Annotated in this window: 13 protein-coding genes; 8 read left to right on the forward strand and 5 right to left on the reverse strand. The window is 71.0% G+C overall.

What is annotated here, in order from left to right; translation table 11 throughout:
• Positions 1-346: 346 nt before the first annotated feature.
• Positions 347-1,660 carry a DUF349 domain-containing protein gene (locus tag AB0M59_RS37455; protein WP_364624913.1) on the reverse strand — a complete coding sequence of 438 codons (1,314 nt, stop codon included), beginning with the start codon at positions 1,658-1,660 and terminating at the stop codon, positions 347-349.
• Between the two features lie 218 nt (positions 1,661-1,878).
• Between AB0M59_RS37455 and miaA the strand changes: the two genes are divergently transcribed.
• Together miaA and dapF are read left to right on the forward strand one after the other, a co-directional pair.
• Positions 1,879-2,805: a tRNA (adenosine(37)-N6)-dimethylallyltransferase MiaA gene (gene miaA / locus AB0M59_RS37460; RefSeq protein WP_364624915.1), complete on the forward strand. Its 927-nt coding sequence runs from the start codon at positions 1,879-1,881 to the stop codon at positions 2,803-2,805.
• 10 nt (positions 2,806-2,815) lie between these two features.
• Positions 2,816-3,643 (forward strand): diaminopimelate epimerase, encoded by an 828-nt coding sequence (gene dapF / locus AB0M59_RS37465; RefSeq protein ID WP_364624917.1) that lies wholly within the window; start codon positions 2,816-2,818, stop codon positions 3,641-3,643.
• A gap of 16 nt (positions 3,644-3,659) precedes the next feature.
• Here the strand turns inward: dapF and valS are convergent, their stop codons facing one another.
• Both valS and AB0M59_RS37475 read right to left on the reverse strand, forming a co-directional pair.
• Positions 3,660-6,176, reverse strand: a complete 2,517-nt coding sequence (valS, locus tag AB0M59_RS37470) for a valine--tRNA ligase (RefSeq protein ID WP_364624919.1) — start codon at positions 6,174-6,176, stop codon at positions 3,660-3,662.
• 9 nt (positions 6,177-6,185) lie between these two features.
• Complete coding sequence (locus AB0M59_RS37475) at positions 6,186-7,439, reverse strand: MFS transporter (protein ID WP_364624921.1); 1,254 nt, start codon at positions 7,437-7,439, stop codon at positions 6,186-6,188.
• Positions 7,440-7,501: 62 nt separating this feature from the next.
• Here AB0M59_RS37475 and AB0M59_RS37480 point away from each other — a divergent pair, with 62 nt between their 5' ends.
• From AB0M59_RS37480 to AB0M59_RS37490, 3 genes are read left to right on the forward strand one after another with little or no spacing between them, the layout of a single operon-like run.
• A complete protein-coding gene (locus AB0M59_RS37480; protein ID WP_364624923.1) occupies positions 7,502-8,005 on the forward strand; it encodes a winged helix-turn-helix domain-containing protein in 504 nt (167 codons plus the stop codon).
• Between the two features lie 42 nt (positions 8,006-8,047).
• On the forward strand, positions 8,048-9,496 hold the full coding sequence (gene hflX / locus AB0M59_RS37485; RefSeq protein ID WP_364624924.1) for a GTPase HflX: 1,449 nt from the start codon (positions 8,048-8,050) through the stop codon (positions 9,494-9,496).
• Between the two features lie 52 nt (positions 9,497-9,548).
• On the forward strand, positions 9,549-10,562 hold the full coding sequence (locus AB0M59_RS37490) for a hypothetical protein (protein WP_364624926.1): 1,014 nt from the start codon (positions 9,549-9,551) through the stop codon (positions 10,560-10,562).
• A 271-nt stretch (positions 10,563-10,833) separates the two neighbouring features.
• On the opposite strand, the gene lexA is transcribed toward AB0M59_RS37490, so the two are convergent.
• Entirely contained in the window at positions 10,834-11,493 is a 660-nt protein-coding gene (gene lexA / locus AB0M59_RS37495) for a transcriptional repressor LexA (protein ID WP_364624928.1), read from the reverse strand.
• Positions 11,494-11,851: 358 nt separating this feature from the next.
• Between lexA and AB0M59_RS37500 the strand changes: the two genes are divergently transcribed.
• From AB0M59_RS37500 to AB0M59_RS37510, 3 genes are all read left to right on the forward strand, one after another.
• Positions 11,852-12,322: a LysM peptidoglycan-binding domain-containing protein gene (locus tag AB0M59_RS37500; RefSeq protein WP_364624930.1), complete on the forward strand. Its 471-nt coding sequence runs from the start codon at positions 11,852-11,854 to the stop codon at positions 12,320-12,322.
• A 463-nt stretch (positions 12,323-12,785) separates the two neighbouring features.
• Positions 12,786-13,280, forward strand: a complete 495-nt coding sequence (gene nrdR, locus AB0M59_RS37505) for a transcriptional regulator NrdR (protein WP_086676168.1) — start codon at positions 12,786-12,788, stop codon at positions 13,278-13,280.
• A 31-nt stretch (positions 13,281-13,311) separates the two neighbouring features.
• Positions 13,312-16,125 carry a vitamin B12-dependent ribonucleotide reductase gene (locus AB0M59_RS37510; protein WP_364624932.1) on the forward strand — a complete coding sequence of 938 codons (2,814 nt, stop codon included), beginning with the start codon at positions 13,312-13,314 and terminating at the stop codon, positions 16,123-16,125.
• 34 nt (positions 16,126-16,159) lie between these two features.
• Here the strand turns inward: AB0M59_RS37510 and AB0M59_RS37515 are convergent, their stop codons facing one another.
• Positions 16,160-16,951: an isocitrate lyase/phosphoenolpyruvate mutase family protein gene (locus AB0M59_RS37515; RefSeq protein ID WP_364624934.1), complete on the reverse strand. Its 792-nt coding sequence runs from the start codon at positions 16,949-16,951 to the stop codon at positions 16,160-16,162.
• Between the last annotated feature and the right edge of the window lie 36 nt (positions 16,952-16,987).

Below are 16,987 nucleotides of genomic sequence, written 5' to 3' on the forward strand. Positions count from 1 at the left end.
CCACTGCCTACGAAACAACCAGCCAGCCGGCTATCTCAGCTCAGGTAGCCTGACCCCACTCATCAACCCTGTCTGCCAAACCGGGGCAAGCCCAGTCTTGAATGAGTCATTCAGGTCTTCGGCGGTCCTGAATGACTCATTCAAGACACGCCGACGCCCGAGCAACGACCGATCCGACCTGGCGACCCGCCTTTGCCGGCCGGCCCCAGGCAGCCCCCGCCCTCCCTGGGGGGCGGCCCCGCTTCCAGCGTATCGGCGCCCACCGACGGAACCGCCGGACACGGCGCCGAGCGGCCGGCTTGTCCACATCACGAAGGCGTTGTGGACAAGCCAGCTCGAAGGAACCTCAGCGGTCGGCGACCGCGGCTTCCGCGGCCTGCAGCCACTCGCGCCACTGCGCGGCCTGCTCGTCGGCCTTCTTGGCGCGACGCTCGTCGCCCGCCGCGCGGGCCTTCTCGGCCTGGGACTCGAACTGCGCGACGCGCTCGCGGAACTGCGCGGCCCGGGCCTGCGCCTCCGGGTCCGTGCGGCGCCAGCGGCTGTCCTCGGCCGACTTCACCGTGTCCTGGACGGCCTTCAGCCGGCCGTCGAGCTCGCGGATGCGCTCGCGCGGGACCTTGCCGATCTCGTCCCACTGCTCCTGGATCTTGCGCAGCGCGTTCTTCGCGGCTTCCAGGTTCGCGGCCGCGTCGATCTTCTCGGCCTCGACCAGCAGCTCTTCCTTGCGGGACGCGTTCTGCGTGAACTCCGCGTCGCGCTCGGAGAACAGCGCGGACCGGCGGGCGAAGAACTTGTCCTGCGCCGCGCGGAACCGCTGCCACAGTGCCTCGTCGCTGTCCTTGGGCGCGCGGCCGGCGGCCTTCCACTCGGTCATCAGGTCCTTGTAACGACCGGCGGTGTCGCCCCAGTCCTCGGACTCGCTGATGGCCTCGGCCTCGGCGATGAGCTCTTCCTTGCGCTGCTTGGCCGAGGCGCGCTGCTTGTCGAGCTCGGCGAAGTGCGACCCGCGCCGCCGGTTGAACCCTTCGCGGGCCTTGGAGAACCGCTTCCACAGCTCGTCGTCGGTCTTCCGGTCGACGCCCTTGACCGTCTTCCACTCGTCGAGGATCGCGCGCAGCCGGTCGCCCGCCGCCTTCCACTGGGTGGAGTCGGCGGCGATCTTCTCGGCTTCTTCGGCCAGCTCCTGCTTGCGGGCGACGGCGGCCGCGCGGGCCACCTCGCGCTCCTGCTTCGCGCTGGCCAGCGCCTTCTCGGCGTGCCCGATGACGTACTCCAGCCGGGCGGCGAGCGCGGCCAGGTCGCCGACCACGGCGGCCTCGGCGAGCCCGTCCCGGATCTGCGTGGCGCTCGACAGTGCGTGCTTCGGGTCGCCGGCCCCGGAGACCAGCCGGGTCTCCAGCAGCTCGACCTCGGTGCGCACGTCGTCGAAGCGGCGGGCGTAGTGCACCAGGCCCTCGTCGGGGCTGCCTGCCTGCCAGACGCCGACCGCTCGCTCACCCTCGGCGGTGATGACGTAGACGGTGCCCTCTTCGTCGATGCGGCCCCAGGTGGACGGGGTGGACTCGGCGAGCGGCACGGGCGGGGCGGCGTGCCCGGCGTGCAGCGCGTGCGGCACCGGGTGCGGGGCCGGGGTACCGGTGGAAGTGTTCTCCTGGGCCATCGCAGGCTCCTTATCGCCTGTACGCCCGCTGGTGCGGGCGCCCCGCCGCGGAAGCGGGGCCGGGTAGTGCGGTCGTCACGGGCCGTGCTCGGATGCTACGGCCCCACGCGGCATTCAAGCAGCTCAGCGCGCACCGTGGTACCGGATGGGCCACTCGAAGCTCGTGATCCTACTTCCGGTGGACGCTCCGTGGCGGCCCGCCGGTATCGTCAGCCGCCGTGACCAGCCCCGCCGCGCCGCCCGGAACCCGTCCCGTGGCGGTGGTCGGGCCGACGGCCACCGGCAAGACCGCGCTGGCCGTGGAGCTGGCCCTGGAGCTGGGCGGCGAGGTCGTCAACGCCGACGCGCTGCAGCTCTACCGGGGGATGGACATCGGCACTGCCAAGGCCACGGAGGCCGAGCGCCGCGGCGTCCCGCACCACCTCCTCGACGTCCTGGACGTGACCGAGACGGCGTCCGTCGCGGCCTACCAGCGCGACGCGCGCGCCGAGATCGAGCGGCTCCTGGCCGCCGGCCGGATTCCCGTGCTGACCGGCGGATCCGGGCTCTACGTCCAGGCCGTGCTCGACGACCTGCGGTTCCCGGGGACCGACCCGGGCGTGCGCGCGCGGCTGGAAGCCGAGGCCGCCGAAGCCGGCACGCCCGCTCTCTACACCCGGTTGAGTGAACGCGATCCGGCCGCCGCGGCCGCGATCCTGCCGACCAACACCCGCCGGATCGTGCGCGCCCTCGAGGTCATCGAGATCACCGGCGAGCCGTTCTCGGCGAACCTGCCCAAGCCCGGGCCGGCCCGCTACGACACGGTCGTGGTCGGCGTCGACCGCACGCCCGAGGAGCTCGACGAGCGCGTGAACGAGCGCGTCCGGCGGATGTTCGCCGCCGGACTGGTCGACGAAGTCCGCGCGCTCCTGGAGCGGGGTCTGCGCGAAGGGAAGACGGCGTCACGGGCCCTGGGCTACCAGCAGGTGCTCGCCGAGCTGGACGGCGAAGGCGACTTCGAAGCGGCCGCCGCGGCGACGGCGCAGGCCACGCGGCGCTTCGTCCGGAAGCAACGGTCCTGGTTCCGGCGCGACAAGCGGATCCACTGGTACGACGGCGCGGAGACCGGGCTGGCCGCACGCGTCCTGGATACCCTGGGGCGGTAATCTTGCCCCTATGGGCGGAATCGACTTCCTCAAGGGGCACGGCACGCAGAACGACTTCGTGCTGCTCCCCGACCCGGCGGGCCGCCTCGACCTGAACGAGGCGAGGGTCGCCGCGCTGTGCGACCGCCACCGCGGCCTCGGCGCCGACGGCGTGCTGCGCGTCGTCCGCGCCGCCGCGCTCGAAGTCCCGTCCGAGGGCGAGTGGTTCATGGACTACCGCAACGCCGACGGGTCGATCGCCGAGATGTGCGGCAACGGCGTGCGCGTCTTCGCCCGCTACCTCGTCGAATCGGGCCTGGAGACCGAGGGCGAGTTCGTCATCGGCACCCGCGCCGGCGACCGCCCGGTGGTGGTGCACCCGGACCGCTCGGTGACCGTCCGGATGGGGCCGGCGACGATCACCGGGACGTCGGTGACGGTGGTGGCCGGCCGGCCGTTTTCGGGCGTGGCGGTGAACGTCGGCAACCCGCACCTGGTGTCGCTGACCGACGAGGACGTCGCGGACCTCGATCTGCGCGACCAGCCGGACTTCGACCACGACGTCTTCCCGCACGGGGTCAACCTGGAGTTCGTCAACCGCCTCGGCGAAGGCGCGCTGCGGATGCGCGTGCACGAGCGTGGGGTGGGGGAGACCCGGGCGTGCGGCACGGGCACGGTGGCCGCGGTGGCGGCGGCGCTGCACCTGGCGGGCACGGACACAGGAGCGTCCACCGTGGACATTCCGGGTGGCCGGGTCGAGGTGACGGTGTCGCGCGGCGATTCGACGCTGTCAGGACCCGCGGAGATCGTGGCGCGCGGCGAGATCGACGAAGCCTGGTGGGCCGCCGCCGGTTCCTGACGGCGGCCCCCCGGCGTCAGCCGATCTTCGCTTCGATCGCGAGGTCGCCCTCCTGCGTCTTGACGTCCGCGATCGCGCCCGCGAGGCGGATGTCCGGCTCGATCGCCGTGAACCGCGCCAGCACCTCGGCCGGCCCGGTCACCGTCAGCGTCTCCACCGCCGTGCGCATCGACACCTTCGCGTCCGTCTTCGCCCGGCGCACCGCCGCGATCACCTCGCCCGCCAGCGTCAGCAGCTCCGGATCCCCGTCGGCGGTCTCCGGAACCGGCCACGAAGCCCGGTGCACCGACCCCGCACGCCACCACGACCAGACTTCCTCGGTCGCGAACGGCAGAAATGGCGCGAACAGCCGCAGCAACGCCGACAGCGCCGCGACGAGCGCGGCCCGCGCGGACTGGGCCGCGTCGAGGCCGCGGTCACCGTAGGCCCGGCCCTTGACCAGCTCGACGTAGTCGTCGCAGAAGGTCCAGAAGAACGATTCGGTCACCTGCAAGGCTCGCGCGTAGTCCAGTTCTTCCAATGCCGAGGTCGCTTTGCCGATCACGGTGGCCAGCTCGGCCAGCAGCGCCTGGTCCAGGGGCTCGGTGGCGACCGCGCCCGGCATCGGCACGCCCAGGCCCAGCACGAACCGGCTCGCGTTGAGCAGCTTCGTCGACAGGCGGCGGCCGACCTTCATCTGGCCTTCGTCCACCGCCGTGTCGACGCCGGGACGCGCGCTCGCCGCCCAGTAGCGGACCGCGTCCGAGCCGAAGCGCTCCAGCAGGTCCACCGGCGTCGTCACGTTGCCCTTGGACTTCGACATCTTCTTGCGGTCCGGGTCGAGCACCCAGCCCGCGATCGACGCCTCCCGCCACGGCAGCACGCCGTGCTCCAGCTCCGCGCGCACCGCCGTCGAGAACAGCCAGGTGCGGATGATCTCGTGCGCCTGCGGCCGCAGGTCCATCGGGAAAACCCGCTCGAACAGGTCGTCGTCGAGGCTCCACCGGCCGACGATCTGCGGCGTGAGCGACGACGTCGCCCACGTGTCCATCACGTCGGCTTCGGCGACGAACCCGCCCGGGACACCTCGCTGTACTTCGCTGAAGCCGGGCGGGACGTCGCTGCTCGGGTCGACCGGCAAGTCGTCCGGCAGCAGCCGCGCGTCGTAGTCGGGCTCGCCGGCGGCGTCGAGCCGGTACCACAACGGGATCGGCACGCCGAAGAACCGCTGGCGGCTGACCAGCCAGTCGCCGGCCAGGTTCTCGACCCACGACGAATAGCGCAACTTCATGTGCTTCGGCACCCAGGTCAGTTCCTCGCCACGGGCCAGCATCTTCTCGCGGAAGGACGAGTCGTTGCCGCCGTTGCGCAGGTACCACTGCCGGCTGGCGACGATCTCCAAGGGCTTGTCGCCCTTTTCGTAGAACTTCACCGAGTGCGTGATCGGCCGCGGTTCCCCGTGCAGGGCACCGGCTTCGCGCAGCAGGCGGATTATGATCTCGCGTCCCGTGTGGACGGTCTTGCCCACCAGCGGCGCGTACGCCTCGGCCGGCACGCCGTGCGGCGCGTCGGGCAGGAACCGGCCGTCGCGGCCCAGCACCACCCGCGTCGCCAGGCGCAGCTCGCGCCACCACGTGACGTCGGTGGTGTCGCCGAAGGTGCACACCATCGCGATGCCGCGGCCCTTCGCCGGGTCCGCCAGGTGGTGCGCCACCACGGGCACCTCGACGCCGAACACCGGCGTCCGCACGGACTTCCCGAACAGCGGCTTGAAGCGCTCGTCGTCCGGGTGCGCGACCAGCGCGACGCACGCGGGCAGCAGCTCCGGCCGGGTCGTCGCGATCACGACGTCGGCGCCGTCGGGACCGGTGAACGCGAGGTCGTGGAACGCGCCCGGGCGTTCGCGGTCCTCCAGCTCGGCCTGCGCCACCGCCGTCCGGAAGGTGACGTCCCAGAGCGTCGGCGCTTCGGCCTGGTACGCCTCGCCGCGGGCGAGGTTGCGCAGGAACGCGCGCTGCGAGATCAGCCGCGAGTCGTGCCCGATCGTCTGGTAGGTCATCGTCCAGTCGACCGACAGCCCGAGCTGCCGCCACAGCTGTTCGAAGACCTGCTCGTCGGTCTCGGTCAGCGTTTCGCACAGCTCGACGAAGTTCCGGCGCGAAATCGCCACGACGTCCTTGCCCGGTTTCTCCGGCGGCCGGAAGTCCGGGTCGTAGGGCAGCGAAGGCTCGCAGCGGACGCCGAAGTGGTTCTGCACCCGGCGTTCGGTCGGCAGGCCGTTGTCGTCCCAGCCCATCGGGTAGAACACCTCGAGCCCGCGCATCCGCTTGAACCGCGCGAGGACGTCGGTCTGGGTGAAGGAGAACACGTGCCCGATGTGCAGCGACCCGCTGACCGTCGGCGGCGGGGTGTCGATCGAGTAGACCTCGTCGCGGGTTTTCGTGCGGTCGAAGCGGTAGGCGCCGGTGGATTCCCATACGGGTACCCACTTGGCCTCCAGACCGTCGACACCGACCTTGTCCGGGACTTTCGGGCGCTCGTATGGGGTACTCATGAAGCAACTCTAGGCGGCCGGAGAACCGCTTTTCGCCGCGGTCGGCAGATCGCGCATGTGCCGCAACGGCGAGCACAGCACCCACAGCGCCGAGGCCACCTCGCCGGCGAGCGCCAGCCACAGCGCGCCGCGCAGCCCGAGCAGCTCGCCGAGAACACCGCCCAGCAGGCCGCCGAGCGGAATCGTGCCCCAGACGACGAACCGCACACTCGCGTTCATCCGGCCGAGCAGCCGGTCCGGGCAGATCGCCTGCCGGTAGGAGACCTGCGCGACGTTGTAGACGACCAGGCCGAACCCGCCGAGGACCAGGCCGCCCCCGGCGAGCACCAGGCGCCAGCCCGGCGCGGCGAGGGCGAGGGCGAGCTGGCCGGGCCAGGTGAACAGCGGGACCAGCCAGATCGCCCGCGACTGGCCGAGCCGCCGGGTGACCGCCCCGGAGCAGAGCGCGCCGAGGATCCCGCCCGCGCCCCCGGCCGCCAGCAGCACGCCGACCGCGGCCGGCGGCAGCCCGGCGACCCGCGTCAGGAACAGCACCTGCACGGCGGCGAGCGCGCCGCCGAAGAAGTTCGCCGTTGCCGTGCACGCCACGATCGCGCGCAACGGCTTGTCGGAGAAGACGAACTTCAGTCCTTCGACGATCTGCGGGAGCAGCCGGGCGTGGGCGCCGCGGTCCGGCTCGGGTTCCTCCGTGCGGATGCGGAACAGGCACAGCGCCGACGTCAGGAAGCCGAGTCCGGTGATGAGCACGGTGTTCGCCGCGCTGATGACCTGGACCAGCACGCCGGCCGCGCTCGGCCCGGCGATCTGCGCGGTCGAGTGGACGGCCTGCAGCTTCGCGTTGCCCTCCACCAGGTGCTCCCGGCCGACGAGCGAAGGCAGGTACGACTGGTACGCGATGTCGAAGAACAGCGTCGCGATGCCGACGAGCAGGACGACCACCAGCAGCTGCGCGAGCGTCAGCACCCCCGCCCACCAGGCGATCGGCACGCTCAGCAGGAGCGCGAACCGCGTGAAGTCAGCCGTGAGCATCACCCGGCGGCGGCTCATCCGGTCGACCCACACCCCGGCGGGCAGCCCGAGCAGCAGGAACGCGAGCGTCTCGGCCGCGGCCAGCAGACCCATCTCGAACGGCGTCGCGGCCAGTGTCACCGCGGCCAGCAGCGGAACGGCGGTGTTGCCGACGAACGTGCCGAACTGGCTGGCCGTGTCGCCGGCGAACAGCCGTCTGAAGTCGGCGTGGCGGAAAAGAGACCCCCTGGACATGCGCTCGAGTCTGGCGCGAGTGATTGGAAAGTGTCAATCACTGTTCGCTCTAGGCTGTGCGCGTGCCCCACGAGAAGCGACGTACCGCGACCGAAGCCGAGGCCGCCGCCCTGGCCTCCGGAATACGGCTGCGCATCATCCGGTTGACCTTCTCGGACGCGCTCACGAACAAGGAGCTCGCCGAGCGGCTCGGGCGGGACCCGGCGACGACGCTGCACCACGTGCGCAAGCTCGTCGAAACCGGTTTCCTGGCCGCGCAGCCGCCGCGGCGCGGAGCCCGGGGCGCGAAGGAAATTCCGTATCTTTCGACGGGGCTCTCGTGGACACTGGACTCATGCGGTGACCAGGGCGTGAAACAGGCGGTGCTCGAGGCCTATCTGGCCGAGATCGCCGAAACCGGGTTCGAGGACGTGCAGCAGACGCGCCTCGTCGTCCAGGTGGCCCCTGAGGAGCTCGAAGAGCTGGAAAACCGGCTCGAATCGCTGCTCGAGGAGTTCCGCGCGCGTCCCCGCCGTCCCGGCGCGGCGCGCACCGCGGTCTACCTCGCCACCTATCCCAGCACGTAAAAGTTCGGTTCCCGCGGCGAATCGTGGGAACATGGAGGCACGATGACAGATCTGACACACACCGAAGACCACGACGACGACCTGTACGACGGAGACCCGTCGACAGGCGAAATGGAGCTCGAGGACCGGGCGTCGCTCCGCCGGGTCGCGGGGCTGTCCACCGAGCTCGACGACGTCACCGAGGTCGAGTACCGGCAACTGCGGCTCGAACGCGTCGTGCTGGTCGGCGTGTGGACCGAGGGCACCGCCCTGCAGTCCGAGGCGTCGCTGGCCGAGCTGGCGCGCCTGGCCGAGACGGCGGGCTCGGAAGTCCTCGAAGGGCTCATCCAACGGCGGACCAAGCCGGACCCGGCCACCTACATCGGCTCGGGCAAGGTGCGGGAAGTACGCGAAATCGTCGGGTCCACCGGCGCCGACACCGTGATCTGCGACGGCGAGCTCTCGCCCGGCCAGCTGCGGCAGCTCGAGGAAAAGGTCAAGGTCAAGGTCATCGACCGGACCGCCCTGATCCTCGACATCTTCGCCCAGCACGCCCGCTCCAAGGAGGGCAAGGCCCAGGTCGAGCTGGCCCAGCTGCAGTACCTGATCCCGCGCCTGCGCGGGTGGGGTGCGTCGCTGTCCCGGCAGGCCGGTGGCCGCGCGGGTGGCGCGAACGGCGGCGTGGGCCTGCGTGGTCCCGGTGAGACCAAGCTCGAGACCGACCGGCGGCGGATCAACAAGCGCGTGGCGAAGCTGCGCCGGGAGATCGCCGCCATGGACACCATCCGCGAGACCAAGCGCGGGCGGCGGCTGGCCAACGAGGTGCCCAGTGTGGCGATCGTCGGCTACACCAACGCGGGCAAGTCGAGCCTGCTCAACGCGCTGACCGGGGCCGGGGTGCTGGTGGAGGACGCGCTGTTCGCCACCCTCGACCCGACCACGCGGCGCACGCAGACCGCGGACGGGCGCACCTACACGCTGACCGACACCGTCGGGTTCGTGCGGCACCTGCCGCACCAGCTGGTGGACGCGTTCCGCTCGACGCTCGAGGAAGCGGCGGACGCCGACCTGCTCGTGCACGTGGTGGACGGGTCCGACCCGGCGCCCGAGGAGCAGGTCAGCGCCGTGCGCGAGGTGCTCGGCGAGATCACGCGCAAGCGCAAGGAGCCGCTCCCGCCGGAGCTGCTGGTGATCAACAAGATCGACGCGTCCGACGAGGTCAGCCTCGCCCGGCTGCGGCACGCGCTGGCCGGCTCGGTGCCGGTCTCGGCGCGGACCGGGGCGGGCATCGCGGAGCTCGTCGAGGTGATCGCCGACCGCCTGCCGCGGCCGGAGGTCACGGTCGAGGCCCTCGTGCCCTACTCGCGCGGCGAGCTGGTCGCGCGGGCCCACGCGGAGGGCGAGGTGCTCGAAGAGGAGCACGTCGAGGACGGCACGCGCCTGCTGGTGCGGGTCCGCCCGGACCTCGCCGCGGCTTTGCGCGAGTACGAGACCAACTCGACCAGGGCCTGAGACGTCTCCGTAGTGTGCGGCCAGGAAGGTCGCACACTACGGAGGTGGCTGGGTGCGCTCGGTGGTCGCTTTGGCGGCGGTTTTGCTGGCTCTGCTGAGCGGGCCGGTCCCGGCGTCGGCGGCGCCGGCTCCTGAGCCGTTGTGCACCATGAAGGACTCGCGGATCGGCGAGCTGTCCGGTCTGGTCTCGGACGGCTCGAAGCTGTACGCGATCAACGACGGCGGCAGCAAGGTCCAGGTGTTCGTGCTCGGCCGGGACTGCAAGGTCCAGAAGGTCATGACGGACAAGACCGACCCCTTCGACGTCGAGGACCTGGCCCGCACGCCCGACGGGAGGCTGTGGCTGTCCGACACGGGGGACAACAAAAAGGGCCGTCTGACGGTCGCGCTTCTCGAGATGAGCCCGCAGGGCAAGCTCACGCTGCACCGGCTCACCTACCCGGACGGCCAGCACGACACCGAAGCGCTGATCATGGACAAGGCGGGGACGCCGTACCTGATCACCAAGGACATCCTCGGCGAGGCCAAGGTGTACCGGCCGTCGGGGCCGCTGGCCAGCCCGGGGCCGACCAATCTGGAGAAGGTCGGCACGGTCAAGATCTCGGAGACCGACACCCAGGGCGGCCCGGTGGGCTCGTTCGGCTCGGTGCTCGTCACGGGTGGCGCGTCTTCGGCCGACGGAACCGTCGTGGCGCTGCGGACTTACACCGACGCTTACGTGTATGCGGCTCCGGACGGCGACGTGCCGGCGGCGTTGCAGCGAACGCCGGTGCGGATCCCGTTGCCGGGGGAGAAGCAGGGCGAGGCGATCGCGTTCGACCCCGACGGGACGCTGCTTTCGGGAAGCGAAGGCGTCGGCGAGCCGATCCGCGCGATCAAGGGCGCGGCCGCGTTGGCAGCTGAGTCGGCTTCGGCTTCGACGGACGGAAAGCCCGCTTCGAGCGCGAACGGCGGCGGGTCGTCCGACGACGGGGGAGTGCCGGTCCTGCCGGCGGCGGGGATCGCGGTGGCCGTGGTGGGACTCGGCTGGTTCGGGTTCACCAGGCTGCGCCGTCGCCGCGGCTGAGACAACCCGCGGCAGTCACCGTCCGGCGGAACGGCCGACCCCTCCGCGCGGTGCGGGGCGCGGCCGCAGCGGCCGCGCGTCCTGCGCATCGCACGGAGGGGCGGACACGAGCACGTCGTCCGGCTCGGCGGGGGACGGGGCCGGGCTTCCCGTCCTGCCCGCCGGCGGGATCACGCCCGCGGTGGCTCCGCTGCCGATCTCGGCTCCCCACGGCCGAGATCATCCGATCCGGTGAACCTTCCGGGCCGTGCGATAGCCCGGAAGGCCCCTGTCAAAGGCGTCGCAGCACGGCGACGACCTTGCCGAGCACCGTGGCGTCGTCACCCGGGATCGGGTCGTACGCCTCGTTGTGCGGCATCAGCCAGATGTGGCCGCCCTTGCGCTTGAACGTCTTGACCGTCGCCTCGCCGTCGATCATCGCCGCGACGATCTCGCCGTTGTCGGCGTCCGGCTGCTGCCGGACCACGACCCAGTCGCCGTCGGTGATGGCCGCGTCGATCATCGAATCGCCCGTGACCTTCAGCAGGAACAGCTCGCCCTCGCCGACGATCTCCCGCGGCAGCGGGAACACGTCCTCGATGGCCTGCTCGGCCAGCACCGGGCCACCGGCGGCGATCCGGCCGACCAGCGGCACGTATGCCGCCTTCGGCATGACCGGCTGCTGGTCCATCTCGATGCCCATGGGGTTGTCGTCGGTCGCCGAAAGCACGCCGACCGCGCGGGGGCGGTTCGCGTCCCGCCGCAGGTAACCCTTGCGCTGCAAGGCCCGCAGCTGGTGCGAGACCGACGACGTCGACGTCAGTCCGACCGCCTCGCCGATCTCCCGGACGCTCGGCGGGTAGCCGAACCGGCTCACCCAGCCGCGGATCACGTCGAGGACCTGCTGCTGGCGGACGGTGAGAGCGTCGTCCACGTCGTACACCTCCGGCATGGCGTGCACCTTGCCGGTGCCCCCGGGGGACCCACTGGTCCTGCCCGCCTTGTTCTCCTTCGCCACTGCGTCGCCTCCCAGACGTTCGCTGCACGTATGCGCGCCGGCCGCCGCCCGCCGGGTGCGGGCAGCCTCGCCGGCGGCATCTGCCCGGCAGATGCCCTGGTCACCGACGTTAGCCCCCGGGCACGACGATTTCAAACATCTGTTCGATCGACACGCCGTGTCCGCTCGATTTTGTCGGTGGTAGGTGGTAGACCTTCGCACGGGCGTTCGATAGAACGCTTGTTCGACCTTGATCCACGGGCCGGTACCGGCCGCGGAAACGGGCGGACACCAGGGTTTCGAGGAGGTTCGGATGTCCATTCTGGCCGAACGCGGGCACGCCCGCCCGGCGACCCCGGTCCCGGCGCCACCCCGTCCCGTCCGCGTCCTGCGCGGGCGCCGCGGCGAGGTGCAGCGTCCGCCGACACGCGCACGCGTCGTCGCGGGCCGCCGCCCGGCCGGTGCCCCGTGCGCGGCGCCCCGCCGGGTGCCGGTGCGGTGGCCGTGGCTCGCCGCGCTCGCCGTCGCGAGCTGTCTCGTGGTCGCCGGGCTGGGGCTCTTCGGTGGCGCCGCCGCCGCGAACGCGCCGGTGCCGGACCGGACGGCCACGGTGTCGGTCGGCCAGGGCGACACCCTCTCTTCGCTGGCCGCGCGGTTCGCGCCGGACAGCGACGCGAGCGCGGTCGTCGCCCGGATCAAGGAGCTCAACCGGTTGGACGAGGCGGTCCTGGTGCCCGGCCTGCCGCTGACGGTCCCGGTCGCCGGCACGGTCCCCGCGCCGTGACTCCGCCCCGCGGACGACCGGCCGCCGAGAATCACCCGCTCCGGTGAAACCGCCGACCGCGCGGGACGTGGTGCGCCGCCGGCCCGCGGCACCGGGTCCGGGCGACGCTCTCACTGCTCCACCAGGGTGATGCCGCCCCGGCCTTCGCGTCGTGGCGGTCCGGTCCCGGACGAAGCACGACCCCGCGTTCGCAAGACGGCCGGCCGGACCTCACCCGGGCGGGTTCGGCTGCGGCCGCGTCGCTTGCGCCCACTCCCTCCGAGTTCTACGCTCGCCCGCTATATGTAGTAGTTACACCGCTGTAGTTGGTCCACAGGTTGGGGTAGACTGGGCAGCAGTTGTCCACAGCTGCTCGGCTCTTACCCACCGGATGTCCACAAAACGATCACCAGGTGCAGGGGTGCATGGTGGCCGCGGGGACGTCGACCGGGGCGGCCGGCGATGAGGGGAAGGTGATCGGCGGATGAGGTGCCCGTTCTGCCGGCATGCGGACTCCCGGGTCGTCGACTCCCGAGAGGTGGATGAAGGCCAGGCGATCCGCAGGCGGCGCTCGTGCGCGTCCTGCGGACGGCGGTTCACGACGTCGGAGACGATGGTGCTCGCCGTCGTCAAGCGGTCCGGGGTCACCGAACAGTTCAGCCGGGACAAGGTGGTGAGCGGCGTCCGCCGTGCCTGCCAGGGCAGGCCCGTCGACGACGACGCGCTGCAGCAGCTCGCGCAGCGCGTGGAGGAGTCGATCCGCTCCGCCGGCTTGGCGGAGATCCCGAGTCACGAGGTCGGCCTGGCCATCCTGGGCCCGCTGCGTGAGCTCGACGGGGTCGCCTACCTCCGGTTCGCCAGTGTCTATCGCTCCTTCTCCTCGGTCGAGGACTTCGAGAAGGAGATAGCCGATCTTCGTGAGGCCATGGCGGGTTCTGCTGCCCCGGAGGAGAGCGATCAGCGCGAAGACGGCGATTGACCGTCCCGCTGCGGGAGTGAGGGTTCGACCGATGACCGAAACCGTGGGAACCGGGACCGGCGCGGCCGCCGGCAAGAAGAGCAAGGCGGCCGGCGGCCTGAGTGTGAAGCGCGTCTTCACCACCGAGGGGAAGCACCCGTACGACCAGGTGACCTGGGAACAGCGCGACGTCGTGATGACGAACTGGCGCGACGGCTCGGTCAACTTCGAGCAGCGCGGCGTGGAGTTCCCGTCGTCCTGGTCGGTCAACGCGACCAACATCGTCGCGAGCAAGTACTTCCGCGGCGCCGTCGGCAGCCCGCAGCGCGAGCGCAGCCTCAAGCAGCTCATCGACCGCGTCGTGAAGTCCTACGTCAAGGGCGCGCGCGACCACGGCTACTTCGCCACGCAGCAGGACCTCGAAATCTTCGAGCACGAGCTCACCTGGATGCTGCTGCACCAGGTCTTCAGCTTCAACTCCCCGGTCTGGTTCAACGTCGGCACGGCGTCAAAACAGCAGGTCAGCGCGTGTTTCATCCTCGCCGTCGACGACACCATGGAGTCGATCCTCAACTGGTACCGCGAGGAGGGCCTGATCTTCAAGGGCGGCTCCGGCGCCGGCCTGAACCTCTCCCGCATCCGCTCCTCGAAGGAACTGCTGACCTCCGGCGGCACCGCGTCCGGCCCGGTTTCGTTCATGCGCGGCGCCGATGCGTCCGCCGGCACCATCAAGTCAGGCGGCGCCACCCGGCGCGCGGCGAAGATGGTCGTGCTCGACATCGACCACCCGGACATCGAGGAGTTCGTCCAGACGAAGGCGCGCGAAGAGGAGAAGATCAAGGTCCTCCGCGACGCCGGGTTCGACATGGACCTCTCCGGCGCGGACATCTCCTCGGTGCAGTACCAGAACGCGAACAACTCGGTCCGCGTGTCCGACGAGTTCATGCAGGCGGTCGAGAACGGCACCGACTTCGGCCTGCGCGCCCGGCTCACCGGCGAGGTCATCGACCGCACCGACGCCAAGAAGCTGTTCCGCAGCGTGGCCCAGGCCGCGTGGGAGTGCGCCGACCCCGGCATCCAGTACGACGGCACGATCAACGACTGGCACACCTGCCCGGAGTCCGGCCGGATCACCGCGTCGAACCCGTGCAGCGAGTACATGCACCTCGACAACTCGAGCTGCAACCTCGCCTCGCTGAACCTGCTCAAGTTCGTCACGCCCGAGGGCACGTTCGACGCGCCGCTGTTCGCGCGCGCCGTCGAGTTCGTCATCACGGCGATGGACGTCTCGATCTGCTTCGCGGACTTCCCGACCGAGCCGATCGCCGACACCACGCGGAAGTTCCGCCAGCTCGGCATCGGGTACGCCAACCTCGGCGCGCTGCTGATGGCGCTGGGCCACGCGTACGACTCCGACGGCGGCCGCGCGCTCGCCGCGGCGATCACGTCGCTGATGACCGGGGTTTCGTACCGGCGCTCGGCCGAGCTGGCCCAGGCGGTCGGCGCGTACGAGGGCTACGCCCGCAACACCGAATCGCACCAGCGCGTGATGCGCAAGCACGCGGCGGCGAACGAGCTCGTCCGCACCTACCACGCCAACGACGCCGCGGTCCGCGCGCTGGCGACGGAGGAGTGGAAGCGGGGCCTCGACATCGGCGCGAAGCACGGCTGGCGCAACGCGCAGGCGTCGGTGCTCGCGCCCACCGGCACCATCGGCTTCATGATGGACTGCGACACCACCGGCATCGAGCCGGACTTCTCACTGGTGAAGTTCAAGAAGCTCGTCGGCGGCGGCTCGATGCAGATCGTCAACCAGACGGTGCCGCGCGCGCTGGAGGCGCTGGGCTACCAGACCGAGCAGGTCGAGGCGATCGTCGAGTTCGTGGCGCAGAACGGCCACGTCGTCGACGCGCCGGGGCTGCGTCCCGAGCACTACGAGGTGTTCGACTGCGCGGTCGGCGAGCGCTCGATCGCGCCGATGGGTCACGTCCGGATGATGGCCGCGGTGCAGCCGTTCCTCTCCGGCGCGATCTCGAAGACGGTCAACATGCCGGAGTCGGCGACGGTCGAAGAGGTCGAGGAGATCTACTTCCAGGGCTGGAAGCTCGGTCTCAAGGCGCTCGCGATCTACCGCGACAACTGCAAGGTCGGCCAGCCGCTGTCCACGGGCAAGAAGGAAAAGGCGGCCGCCGAGCCGGAGAAGGTCGTCGAGTACCGGCCGGTGCGCAAGCGCCTGCCGAAGAAGCGCCCGAGCCAGACGGTGTCGTTCACCGTCGGCGGCGCGGAGGGCTACCTGACGGCGGGTTCGTACCCGGACGACGGCCTCGGCGAGATCTTCGTCAAGCTGGGCAAGCAGGGCTCGACGCTGGCCGGCGTGATGGACGCGTTCTCGATGTCGATCTCGGTGGGCCTGCAGCACGGCATCCCGCTCGAGTTCTATGTCTCGAAGTTCTCCAACCTGCGCTTCGAGCCGGCGGGCATGACCGACGACCCGGACATCCGCATCGCGACGAGCGTGATGGACTACCTGTTCCGCCGCCTGGCGCTGGACTACCTGCCGTACGAGAAGCGTTCGCAGCTGGGCATCCTGTCGGCGGACGAGCGCTCGGCGGAGGTGGAAGCCACCTACGGAGGCCCCAGCGTCGACCTCGAAGCGTTGAGCTCCACAGTGGACTCCTCGCCGGAGCCGCACGCGGAGGAGCCGCAGCACCCGCACCGCGAAGCCCAGACGACGACGGAGCTGATGGAGCTGCGTCTCGGCAAGGCGGCGGACGCCCCGCTGTGCATGACGTGCGGAACGAAGATGCGCCCGGCCGGCTCGTGCTACGCCTGCGAAGGCTGCGGCGCGACGTCCGGCTGTAGCTGACGGCCTCCGCTGACCCGGGTGGGCGCCACCCGGGTCAGCGGAACGCCTGCTGCAGCTCGGAAATCGGCGGCAGGTCGCCGACAAAACCGAACCGGCCCGCGCGCATTTCCCGGGCGCCCTCCATGAAGGACTTCAACGCCAGCCGGGACAACGCCGCCCCGATGCTGACGCGCCGGACGCCGATCCCGGCCAGCTGTTCGAGGGTGATCGACGGGTCCGCGAACCCCATCACCACGTTGACCGGCTTGCTCACCGAGGACACCACCGCGCGCATCTCGTCGAGCGTCCGCAGGCCCGGCGCGTAGAGCACGTCGGCGCCCGCTTCCCCGAAGGCTTGCAGGCGCTTGATCGTGTCGGCGAAGTCGTTCACGCCCCAGAGCTGGTTCTCGGTGCGGGCCGTGAGGACCACCGATCGGGCGCGCGCGGTCTCCACGGCCGCGCGGACTCGGTCGACCGCCAAGCCGAAGTCGTAGATCGGGCTGTCCGGGTCGCTCGACTGGTCCTCGATCGACACGCCTGCAGCGCCCGCGTCGGCGGCCGCGTCGATCATCTTCGCGGCTTCGGCCGGCTCGTCGGCGAAGCCGTTCTCGAGGTCCGCGTTGACCGGCAGGGGCGTCGCCTCGGCGATTTCCCGGACGTTGGCCAGGATCTCCGCCCGGGTCGCGCGGGTCCGGCCCACGACGTTGGCCACGCCGAGGCTCGTCGTGGCCAGCGCCTCGAAGCCGAGCCCGGCCAGCAGCCGGGCCGTCCCGGCGTCCCACGGGTTCGGCAGCAGGAAGGGCTCGGGCCGCTCGTGCAGCGCCCGGAACTCGTCGGCGGTCGTCATGCGTTCAGCTTCCTCCCGCGACGACCGGCGGACAAT

The sequence above is a fragment of the Amycolatopsis sp. NPDC051371 genome (assembly GCF_040682155.1).
In the GTDB taxonomy this organism is placed as follows: Bacteria; Actinomycetota; Actinomycetes; order Mycobacteriales; family Pseudonocardiaceae; genus Amycolatopsis.